The 11,679-nt window shown below is 61.2% G+C and carries 8 protein-coding genes; all 8 read left to right on the plus strand.

Annotation, left to right across the window (positions count from 1 at the left end; all coding sequences use genetic code 11):
• The first annotated feature begins 276 nt into the window (after window positions 1–276).
• A complete protein-coding gene (locus ACEQX1_RS16270; RefSeq protein WP_370197088.1) occupies window positions 277–1,947 on the plus strand; it encodes a BCCT family transporter in 1,671 nt (556 codons plus the stop codon).
• Window positions 1,948–2,360: 413 nt separating this feature from the next.
• Window positions 2,361–3,500, plus strand: coding sequence for a hypothetical protein (locus tag ACEQX1_RS16275; protein ID WP_370192582.1), 1,140 nt, complete (start codon window positions 2,361–2,363; stop codon window positions 3,498–3,500).
• Window positions 3,501–4,505: 1,005 nt separating this feature from the next.
• Window positions 4,506–6,053 carry a hypothetical protein gene (locus ACEQX1_RS16280; protein ID WP_370192579.1) on the plus strand — a complete coding sequence of 516 codons (1,548 nt, stop codon included), beginning with the start codon at window positions 4,506–4,508 and terminating at the stop codon, window positions 6,051–6,053.
• Between the two features lie 533 nt (window positions 6,054–6,586).
• Window positions 6,587–7,579: a hypothetical protein gene (locus tag ACEQX1_RS16285; RefSeq protein WP_370197090.1), complete on the plus strand. Its 993-nt coding sequence runs from the start codon at window positions 6,587–6,589 to the stop codon at window positions 7,577–7,579.
• Window positions 7,580–7,660: 81 nt separating this feature from the next.
• Complete coding sequence (locus ACEQX1_RS16290) at window positions 7,661–8,026, plus strand: hypothetical protein (protein ID WP_370192574.1); 366 nt, start codon at window positions 7,661–7,663, stop codon at window positions 8,024–8,026.
• Window positions 8,026–10,302 carry an AAA family ATPase gene (locus ACEQX1_RS16295; protein ID WP_370192572.1) on the plus strand — a complete coding sequence of 759 codons (2,277 nt, stop codon included), beginning with the start codon at window positions 8,026–8,028 and terminating at the stop codon, window positions 10,300–10,302. The genes ACEQX1_RS16290 and ACEQX1_RS16295 overlap by 1 nt, the downstream gene beginning before the upstream one ends.
• 91 nt (window positions 10,303–10,393) lie before the next feature.
• The gene (locus ACEQX1_RS16300) at window positions 10,394–10,732 is read left to right on the plus strand and encodes a DUF6634 family protein (protein ID WP_370192570.1); all 339 of its coding nucleotides are present in this window, start codon (window positions 10,394–10,396) and stop codon (window positions 10,730–10,732) included.
• A 484-nt stretch (window positions 10,733–11,216) separates the two neighbouring features.
• The gene (locus ACEQX1_RS16305; protein ID WP_370197092.1) at window positions 11,217–11,615 is read left to right on the plus strand and encodes a hypothetical protein; all 399 of its coding nucleotides are present in this window, start codon (window positions 11,217–11,219) and stop codon (window positions 11,613–11,615) included.
• The last annotated feature ends 64 nt before the right edge of the window (window positions 11,616–11,679 follow it).

Below are 11,679 nucleotides of genomic sequence, written 5' to 3' on the forward strand. Positions count from 1 at the left end.
CCCCCTATGCGGACACCGGGCTCGCAGGCGCCCAAGACGATCGCGTCCCGTCGGGCGCCCGACCGGCAGGCTGCCCGCGGCTCCACCGTGCGCCTGTCGCCGCCGCCACACGCGATCCGTCGCGCATGAGCCGCCGAGCAGGCGCTCCCGCGTCACCCCAGATCGCCCCCGTGCCGGCTGGAGTGCTGCCACCTTTCCAAGCGCCCATTGCGTGACTTTCCGCCGGACCGCCCCATAAGTAGCTGACCAACGACGCGAAACGGAGCTCGATCGACCATGGCTGGCATGCGACCGCAGGAACGCCTCTGGATTTTCCCGAAGGTCAATCGCCCGGTCTTCCTCGTCTCCGCCCTGCTGATCGTCGCCTTCATCGTCTTCGGCGCGATCTTCAGCGATTTCGCCAATACCGTCTTCACCGGCGTCCAGGGTTGGCTGACCGGCTATCTCGGCTGGGCGATGATCGTCCTCGTCAATGCGCTGCTGGTCTTCGTGGTCTTCCTGGCGCTCGGGCCCTTCGGCGACGTCCGCCTCGGCCGTTCGGACGAAAGCCCCGAATATTCGCTGTTCTCCTGGACCTCCATGCTGTTCAGCGCCGGCATCGGCATCGGCCTCATCTACTGGGGCGTCGCCGAGCCGATGTACCATTTCTTCGCTCCGCCGAACGCCGAACCGGAAACCGTCGCCGCCGCCCAGGAGGCGATGGCCATCAGCTTCATGCACTGGGGTTTCCACGCCTGGGCGATCTATGCGGTCGTCGCGCTGGCGCTGGCCTATTTCCACTTCCGTAAGGGCCTGCCCCTGGCGATCCGCTCGGCCCTGTTCCCGCTGATCGGCGACCGGATCTACGGCCGCTGGGGCGACCTCGTCGACATCATCGCCGTCTTCGGCACCATGTTCGGCATCGTCACCTCGCTCGGCCTCGGCGCCATCCAGGTCAATACCGGCCTCACCCAACTCTTCGGCGTGCCCGAGCATGTCAGCGTCCAGATCGCGATCATCGCGGCCATCACCGCCATGGCCACCATTTCGGTGGTCGCGGGCCTCGACGGCGGCATCAAGCGCCTGTCCAACATCAACATCGTCCTGACGCTGCTCTTCCTCGCCTTCATGGTGATCGTCGGGCCGACCCTGTTCATCTTCGACAGCTTCGTCGGCAATTACGGCTATTACCTCAGCCGTCTGATCCCGCTCGGCACCTGGAGCGAGAGCTGGCGGGCCGGCAACGAGGCCGGCGACTGGCAGAACAGCTGGACCATCTTCTACTGGGCCTGGTGGATCAGCTGGGCGCCCTTCGTCGGCGTGTTCGTCGCGCGCATCAGCCGGGGCCGCACGGTCCGCGAGTTCATCGTCGGCGTCATGCTCCTGCCCTGCACGATCATGTTCTTCTGGTTCACCGCCTTCGGCGGCACCGCCATTTCGATCTCGCTCACCGGCGATCCGGCGCTGATCGAGGCGACCCGGGAGAATTACGCGAACACCATGTTCGTACTGCTCGGCTACTTCCCCTATTCCGGCGTCGCGTCCCTCTTCGCCACCGTCTTGATCGTCATGTGGTTCGTGACCTCCTCCGATTCGGGCAGCTTCGTCATCGACATGCTGACCGCCGGCGGCGATCCCAACCCGCCGAAGATCCAGCGCATCTTCTGGGCGGTCTCGGAGGGCGCGGTCGCCTCGGTGCTCCTCCTCGCCGGCGGCCTGGGCGCCCTGCAGGCGGCGGCCGTCATCGCCGGCTTCCCCTTCGCGGTGGTGCTGTGCCTGATCGCCTGGGGCCTGATGCGCGCCCTGCGCTGGGACGACCTGATGGTCCACCGCCACCGCCAGCGCTTCCGCAGCGATGCCGAGGCCGAGCACAACATGGGCACCGAAGCCCACGACGCCTATGCCGAGCTCCCCTCCGCCGGCGAACCCGACACCCCGCCGCCATCCTCCGCCGTCCCGGCGGAGTGATGGCGGAATGCAATAGGGTCCATGACCGGCTTCTAAAACAGGTGGGAGTATCACACGCACCCCGCCTGTCGTTGCTCAACTGTATGGCATAAGGGGCGACGCGTCGCATTCTGCACCGCCAGACAGTGCAGCGCATGCAGCCCACGACCCGGGGTCGCCGCTACCGAAGAGTTCGACTCGAAAAGTTGAATAATTGCAGCAAGGTAGGGACTTGCCCCTCCCGATACGCGGGTTACTATAAGAGACTGGCCGCCCCGCCGATGCCCTCGTTCTGATAGATAAAGGCTTTACCCTCAGCGACTTGCATGCCCGTTGGATTTCAAACAGAATATGAAATGATCAGATCTAAACGCGCAATCGGCAAATCTTATGTTCTCTGAATATACTTTTTCATATAAATAAGGTATTCGGGTATGATTCTGCCGTGGGCTTCGCTTGGGAAAGAATGGCTACTGTCTTTCGCAGAGCGAACAAATCGCGCTCTTGAGAACACCCCTGCATGCAGACTATTCTCTAAATTTTGCAGCGCTTTAGTATTCATTATAGTTGTGCTCACTGCGTATCAGATATGGATAGACCTTCACGACCGCCGTCATCAGAGAATGATCCTCGAAGAAGAGCGCGAAGAACGAAATCAAAATCTAGGATTAATGTCTTGGAGTCTCATGCTGAATCCAGTCGCGCCGCCACAAACACGTGGCGCCGCGGCAACTAACCTAATTGCCTTGGGCAATAACCTAAATGGAATCCATCTAGATTGCGAGACATTCGGAAAAACGAAAGAAAGTAAAACCAAATGCGACATACACCCCCGCATATCGAACGTCAATGCAAGCAATAAACATGTCGGGCTTTTATATACGGACGACCTAATATGGTCAGAATCTCTAATTGAAAACTCTGAATTTAATATTTACGCTACAGGGACTCTATTCGAAGATACGAGTTTCTGGAATAGCTCTATTTCTATGCAAGGGAGTGTGAATGCATTCTTGAATTCAGAAATAATAGATTCGGTCGTTCGTCTTGATCCATACTCTTTCCTGTCTATCGGATTCTCAAATGTCAGTGGCAGTTGCTTTTCGGTAATAAGGCGCCCCTCTCAATATCCTGACGGATTTTTCCAGAATATAGAGTATAATAACGTGGAGAAAGGCGACAGAACCCACCTTTTTCTGAAGAATGCAAGTCACTTCAACCTTCGCTTGCAAAGCGTGTGGGCATACGCTGACAATCCGCCAGTCTGCCGAGAAACGTCTGAGCACCCGCTGAGTATAGCGCACGCAATCACTCTATGCGATCCGCAATATCCGGTCTATATAGATCACTCATTGCGAGGGGCGTATAGAATGATGTCTTTTCGTGGTAATAGTGATCTCAATCTATATGATTCATCTTTCTTTGTTTCGTCTGCAGCCATGTTTGATAAATTTTACGAAGACGCACCGTCAGAGGACGATTCTATCGATTTTACAAAGCTCGGTATATTTAGAGGATGCAAAGAAATTTCTCTTAGTGATGCATTAAAACGTTTTCCAAATTCTTATCCATGAGTAACAAGGGTTTCCCCTTGGTGAGTTTCTGCGCTTCAGCGCACGGCCATAGCTCTCGTAACGGATGTGACTGACGTCCCTGCCAGGTACTTCGGTCCGATACCTCCGCCGCCATTCCACGGACCGCTCAAGGTCAGCTTCGGTAACAGAATCAACTGGTCGGTCTCCGAAGAGGCTGCGCGATAGCGCCGGATCTACGTCCCGCTTCTCGTCCAGGCGCGAGCGATTTTCGAATCCGCCGACCCTTCATGCTGAACCGAACGGACTAGTTCTCGCTACCCTCGACGGTGAAATTACGTGAAAGGCGGAAACGAACGCTCGGACATCGCGTGGACACTCCAATGGCGTACTTTGGTGCACTGCACTGCTCGCTAAGTTGTACTACTGGCTCCCCAGCGGAGTACCTCGCCTTGATCAGAAAAGCTTCTGCTGGTGCTGTACTGAGGCTGTGCTAGCGTGATTCCAACACAGCGCATCGTACAGATGCTTGCCCACCACCTTCGGTAAACGCTTGTTTTAATCAGAAGAATTAATGGTAGCGGGAGAGGGACTTGAACCCCCGACACGCGGATTATGATTCCGAATGTTAATAATGTTCCGTCTTCGTACTACCTAACTGATTTCGTCCGAAACCCTTGCTCACCAACACTTTACAGCGCTCCCTCGCGAAGTGAATAGCAAGGGAGATCCTGCTTCAAGCTTGATTTTCTTTCTCGCTGTTGGCACGAACTTGGCACGAGATTGGAGAGCGTTGTGCCAAGCGAACGAACGATCATTGGTCCTGACGAGGTAAAGAAGGCCCGGAAAGCATCTGAGGCGAGAACCTATTCAGACCAGGACCCCCTTGTCATTGCCGACGAGCGATCGGAGGGGCTTTCCCTTAAGGTTCGCGGACGAGCGGCGAGCTGGATCCTAAAATATAAGGGCAAGTCTAGGAAACTCGGCAGTCTCAGTGAGCTCACGGCAGTTTCAGCGGCTTGAGATCGCGCAGCGGTCGTCCGCCGAATGTTCGACGCAGGGGACGACCCATCCGCTTATCTCAAGAGCCTATCGAGCGGTGGCAGCCATGACGAGGCAATGGGCGCGAACGCCGCCCAGAAATCAGCCGCCGCCGGACACTGGACTTGGGACGATCTGGTCGACCGATACGTGAATACGTACCTCTCTGCGGAAGAGGAACTCGAAGACGGTACCAAGGTCCCCGCGAAACAAGCGGCGATCAGAGACGCGAAGCGCTATCTCGGACTTCTCGACGGGCAGCCAGGCAGAAAGGGCATCCCTTGGTTCACGGGGGGACATGCCCACCTGCGGGGCAAGCTTCTGACCGTCATCGATGAGAGCGATCTCGAGGACATGCGCGAGAAGTGCGGGGAGGTGAATAGCAAGTCCTGCTCCCGTAAATCCGTGGTCTACGCCAGAGCGGCGTACGAGTGGGCGCTTGCCAATCACGCCGGAAAAAGCGGGCTTTCGAGAATCAGGCCGTACTGGCGAATGGTCAGCTCGCAGTACAAACCTCGAAGACGTGCGCGAAGCGTCACGGTCTCCGATCTCGCGAAGGTCCTCTACGTATCCGAAACCTGGTGGAACCGGCCGTTGCCGGGCCGCAGCATTCGGAAGCCCGGTGCCGATGAAATTACCGTTGCCGCCACCTGGTGGCTGGCCTTCACGGCTCAACGCCGCGGCGCATCCATGCAGATACTGAAGAGCCATATTTACGATCTCCCGAACGAGCCGGGATGGAAGGTGGTCGCTTTTCCGGCCGAGAACATGAAATTCGGTCGCTTTCATCTCTTGCCGGTCCCGCCGCTGATCGTCGAGCGTGTAATTGACCGGGCGCTTCGGTCTGGAAGGCCGGACTCCAAGTGGCTGTTTCCGGCAACACGGGAGCGGCTTGCCGGGCAGGAAGAGACGCAGGATCTCGCAATGGGAGCGGATACCGTATTCCAATGGCTCCGCCGATTGCGGGCGATGGACCCCTACAGCAAGGAAATGATCGCGGCCGAGGCCAAGAGGCAGAAGAAACCCAAGGAGAAGCTGGCGCCCGAAGACATTCCTGTCCGCAATCTTCTCGAAGGCGTACCTTACTTCTCCCCGCACGATCTCCGTCGCGCTTTTGTGAGCGAAGTCGGCGAAAAGACAAGCCGTGCTGACGCGACTTCGGCTGTGCTCGACCACTCGACAAAATTGGCTGACAACGCTCCGTTTGAGGACGCCGCTGCTGTGACACGTAAGTTTTACGACATGAGCCAGCGGCTTTCATTGAAGAGCGAAGCGATCCAAATCTGGGCTGAAACGCTGATCGCTCACTATGACGAAATCTTTTCCGAAAACTACGGAAAGCCCAAGAAACTTCGGGTTCCTAGAAACTCATCGTCCCCTCCCCTTCGTGCCCCCACTGCTGGACAGAAGGCAAAGCAGAAACGCAACGCGGAATGGTATGCGCGACGTGAAGCGGAAAAGACAACTCGAACGCCGAAGGTGCTAGATTTCAAGCGGCTGAAGCTCGCTGCCGACGCGGAAGGCGATCACCCTCTACGGCCCGATGAATGGTAGTTCAACAAGGGGATGCCGTGTCGGGCGATCGTTGGAAGCAGCGCTGTACACCTCCGAGAGCCCTCCTTAACCATATCCGCGGCCCGGCATTTCTGGCGCCTTGCGATCGCAGGTTGAAGGGCTCAGATTCCATTTCGTGCTCGGGATCACCCCGAGCTGACACGAGACGGCCCTCGCTGGTGCTACCAACACCGAACGAGGGCCTGACCCGCAACCTGGATAAGAGGTCTTGGGCTATGACGAGCCATAACTGCTTCGTCCCTGCGAGGAAAGAACGGGAAACGGTGACCGCGCGGCTGAGCTGCCCGCCGAGATTGCACCGCGCGTTGACGCGGCGATCGCAGACTGCCTGCGCCTGAGACGCAGCATCGTTCCGTTTTCATTCTGACGATCACCGACCACCGACAGACCGGGTGAGGCTTCCGCCTCATCGTCGCCGTCGCTCGCCGTGCACCAGCCATTCCGGCTCGCGCCCGGACGTTCCCGGCTGCTGTCCAGTAAGGCTGATCGTCCCCCACCCGAAGGGATTCTCCATGCTTTGTTCATCGAAGTGTGCCGCCGCGGCCGATGCCAAGCGTGCCCGCTATTCCTGCCGCGTCCGGTTCGCGGACATCGAACCCGATCTCGACGCGCTGATCGGCAAGGCGGTCGCCACCGTCGCCACCAGCACGCCGTCGCCGGACGCGATCCTTGGCGACTTCATTGGCCTTGCCTCGCTGATCCGGTCAGTCTCTTTCCATGAGGGCAAGCTTCTCGAGCAGGCGATCATCGCCATCGGCCAGCGCAATCCGGACCTCCTCGTCCTTTCGCAGTCGCTGCGGCTGCCCGTGACCCCGGCTGCGCTGGAAGCGATCGCCCACAACCGCAGCGGTACCCTGCAAGGATTGAGCTTTGACGCCGACGCCAGAACCCGGGTGACCTATTCGCCTGACCTCGTGGCGGTGAACCGCCGCTATCGCAGCGCCGTCATCCTCGACGTGAAGCGGTCGATCGCCTCCTATCTCGACACTCACCGCCTTGCCGAGCTGAAGACCCGGATGCTTGCAACGTCGCTGATCCTGCCCGATTGGCTCTACAAGGAGCACAAGCGGTTGTCCGTCGACACGGTCGGAATCGCGATCGTCGACGGCGCGAGCGCGCCGAGCGACCACGCGAATGGCATCTGGGCGATGGACGAGATCGACGACCTCCTGGAGATCGATGGGGCTGCCGAGGCGATGACGGAATTGCGTCGCCGCTTTGGCACACAGATCCGCAAGCTGCTCGTCGCCGAAGCCCGGCGCCTGGTGGGCCTCGAGGTGGATGCCTCTTTAGGCGCAGGTTTCAGCCTCAGCCAGTGGGTCGATCCCGGGAACGTCGGTTCTGATCAACACCTGGACACGCGGGTCGATGACGCTGACGGCTTCGGCCCGGCAAGCGGGCACCCCGCCCCCGGCGGCCGGATCGGAAAACATTTCCGGTCAGCGTCCCCGCCCATACCGCGCAACATCCGCTTCGGCTTCGCCAGGGCCCGCTTCGGCGCCTGATCCGGCGGCAGCCACGCTCCTTCCACTCTCTGATTCAATCACGCCGCAGCCGCCAATGCTGGCGCGGCGCACGGGAAAGCCATGTCCATGCCCCAGTCGTTCACACCGAACTCCTCGATCCAGCAGTCGCCCGATAAACAGATGTCCTCACAGCAGGCGAGCTTCCTGCCCGCCCCTCCGACGGTGGAGACCGTTGAGCGGGAGGACACGGCCCTGCTGGTCGGCCTGTCGCTCTGGACCGCCCGCCAGCACGAGCGTTACGTCGCCGCGACGAGAGCCCGGCCTGGTGACCGTCCCCGCCACAGCTACCCCGCCATTCTCGTCGAGACCCTAAGCCGTCACGCCGATGCCGGAGACCCCACCTGCCGCCTCGTACTGGATTGGTTGCGGGGAAAGGGTCTCATCTCAGCCGTTGTCGGACGGCACTCGCACGGAGGAACGGTCTGATGGCCGGGGGCAAGCAGCAGCGCAGGTCGCGCAAACGTCCCTCGGTCGCCCCCTCGCTCGCCCCCGCCGCGGCCAGCGGTGCGCACGCGATTGCCGAAAGCGTCGCGACGCTTCTCATGATCGAACAGGGGCTGCGACAGAGTGGGATCGATGTCGGCACCCTCGGCGATCTGCTCGATATCGAGACGTCCGTCGTCATTCTCCGCGCCGACACCCGAGGCTTTGTCGACTCGGCGAAGCGGCTCCTGGAAGCGGGCGCCGTCCTTCCGGGCCGGGCCCAGACCGTCGAGATTGAATACATCCGCCCCGTTGGCCATGTCCGCTTTACCGATGCAGCAGATATCCGGTGGCGCATCGTGTCGATGCTGTGCGAGAGCGACAATGCGGGTCAGGAGAGTGAGGACGAGGCTGTCCTGCGCGACCGGATGGCCCACACGGCCCGGGCCGGACATCCGCTGCTGGTGATCGCGGAAACGGATCGGATTCCGTCGTTGCTGACGCTGGCCGCCGACCGGGTGCTGGATGCCGGGCGCCTCGACGCGCCGATCATTGCCAGAACGGCAGCGCTGATCACCGGACACGATGAGGCCGATGTGCAGTCGGCGATCGCGGCCGCATCTCTGGATCCGGCACGTCTGTCGCTTGGTGATCTGTCACTGGCGATCCGGCCGGGCTTGTCGATCGACCGGATGATCGCCGTGCTGACGCATCTGGCCAGGCGCGAAGACAATGCTGAAGACGACAAGACGGGTGCGGCAACGTCGGGCCCATGGAGCAGCAGGTCCCAGGGCGATCGCGATTGGGACCGCCCGCCAACCAGCCTGCCGGCGAACAGCGGGAATCGGCCTCGCACCAGTAAGCGGGGTGCGCCCGTTCCTTCCGCGTCGGAGATCATCCTGCCGCAGGCATCGGACGGGTCGCAGCGCCTTCGTGTCGAGACGCTGTCCGGCTACGGTGCAGCACAGGGCTGGGCACTGGATCTCAAGGCCGATCTCGATCTCTGGCGCGCAGGTACACTGCCGTGGGATCAGCTCAGCTCGCGCCTGCTGCTGTCGGGTCCGCCCGGAACGGGAAAGACCACCTTCGCCCAGGCGCTGTGCAACAGCTTCGACCTGCCCCTGCACGTGACCTCGGTCTCGACCTGGCTGGAGGCCAGCTATCTCGGCGATGTCATCAAGCAGATGAACGCAGCCTTCAGCGAGGCCCGGCGCTACGCCCCGTGTATCCTGTTCATCGACGAGTGCGATGGGATCGGCAAGCGCCAGCCCCAGAACCGCAGCCACGCCGACTACTGGAATGCGCTGGTCAACAAGATGCTGGAACTGCTGGACGGCGCGGCAAAGTCCGAAGGCGTCATCATCGTCGGCGCGACCAACCGCCCGGAAGCGATGGACGAGGCCTTGAAGCGGTCGGGCCGGTGGGAACGCCAGATCACCATCCCGATGCCCGACCGTGCGGCGCTGACCGGGATCCTGGCTCATCACCTCGGCGAAGATTGCGACGCGGTTGTCGCGACAGCACCGGGCCTGTCACCCACCGCAACAATTGCTCTCGACAATCTGGCGCGCCGCGCCGTCGGCCAGAGCGGCGCCGATATCGAGCGGCTGGTGCGCGAGGCCCGCAGTCATGCGCGGCGCCAGGGTCGCAGCCTCACCTATGCCGATCTCGATGCGGGGCTTGCCCACCGCCGCGTCCAACGATCCCGAGATGTGCGGTATCGCATGGCGGTCCACGAGGCAGGTCATGCCGTCGTTCGCCGGGCCCTGAAGCTCGGCACCGAGATCACTCTGACGATCGAGGATTCCGGCGGCGGCTACGCCGAGGCGATGCTCGACATGGACATCGTGCAATCTCCGGACTGGGTCATCGCCCTGATCGCCGCCCAACTCGGCGGACGTGCCGCCGAGGCCGTCGTGTTCGGCGACGTAACCGCCGGATCCGGCGGATCAGCGACAAGCGATCTCGCCAATGCGACCCGGCTAGCCCTGTCGATGGAGATCGAACTTGGCTTCGGGTCGTCGCAGCCGCTGCTGCATCGTTCCATGGAAGCCGCCGAGCTCCTGCTCATCAACGACAACCCGCTGAGCGCAGCCGTCCATGCCCGGCTGGAGGCGGCCTTCGATCTGGCGACCCGCACGATCGAAGCGGACCGGGCGAGCCTGCTGCGGCTGGCCGACGCTCTGACCGAAGCGGGCAGCCTGGACGCGGACGAGATCGCAGCCGTGTTCGCGGCGGGCACGACGAGACAGTCACAAGAGCCCGGCGCGTCCGGGTAACTCGCCGGACGCGTCGATCCCACGCCACACCCAACCGAACCGTCTCTGCCACGAGGTGAGCCGCCCGCTCGCCTGAACAAAGGACACCACCATGAGCATCATCATCATGCCGAACGGCACCGCGCTTCATATGGATCAGGAACTGCATCTCCTGACCGAACTCCAGCGGGACATTGCCCGGATCAACGAAGGATCGCACCCGACGCCGCGCGATCTCGCCGACGCGCCAGTCCTCGAACACTGGGCGCTCGGCGGGCGTATGCAGCCCTGCCTGACGGGCGAAGTCTATGGCCATCCCCGACTGCGCAGCGGTACCAAGACCATCACCTCGCAGCTTCATCTGCTTGCGCCCCATCATGGCTATGCCCGCACGCTCAGCCGCTTCTATCGGCTGGGACCTTCGGCCAGCGCCCGATGGACGTGTCGGTAACCTGTCACGCCTTCCCGGCAACGCATCTCAAATGAGGTCGAATTGCGCTTTTCCGTTTCAATGCTTCGGATCGCCGTTGCAAACCCGTCAGTCTTCGTTGCAGAGCTCGGGACAAGCGATTCAGCGTCTGGGCTCGGGGCGGCAGGCGTCAACGCTTTCGGCCTCGCCAGGCCAGTGCGCTTCGATTCAAAGCGCCCGCACGTCGAGATGACTTGGAATGACGCAAGTCAAGTTGCGCTTTTCGGATTCAAAGCTCCGGGCAGACGTTGCGAACCTTCATTTCCGCGATTCAAAGCCTCGGATCCGCGTTGCGCTCGTCGAGATTCCCGATTCAGGCGTGCAAACGCCGTTTGGCATTTGAGACGAAGGCCGACGCGGTTACCGACGAAGCCTTCAGAACTCGCGGGCTACATCGTAGCTGCGTCGGCCCCGCACACCTCGTGACGGTCGCCGCGCGGTCCTGAGCAACGCAGCCGAGACGATGATGAGCGCCGACAGCCAGAAGCCATCCAGATCGACCAGACGCAAGAGTGCCCGGACGGATGACGAGACCCACAGCGCGAAACGGGCGTCCCGCAATGAACGTCAGGCGGCGTATCAGCGCGAGTACCGTGCGACACTGGCGAAGGCACGGATCCCCTCCCGGGACGATGTCGCCGCCGTCGCTTTCCATTGGTTTATTACCCTTTGCCTCGAGAAGAATGATGACGAAGGGCTGAGGAAGATCAGATGGGAGGTCGTGCGCAGGCTCGTCGAGCTCGGCTTCGATCGCGAAGGGGCCGAGTTCCGGGTTGACGACCTGATGATGCGCTACAAGGACGGCTGGACGTTTCAGAGAAAGCCGCATCTTGGGCGGGACCGTCACGAAGAGGACGCCGACTGAAGGTCCCGGTATCTCCCCCGGGCCGTCGGTCGCAGACAGGCGGGCACCGAATCTATGATCGCAG

This window comes from Aurantimonas sp. (assembly GCF_964217435.1).
Lineage (GTDB): Bacteria > Pseudomonadota > Alphaproteobacteria > Rhizobiales > Rhizobiaceae > Aurantimonas > Aurantimonas coralicida.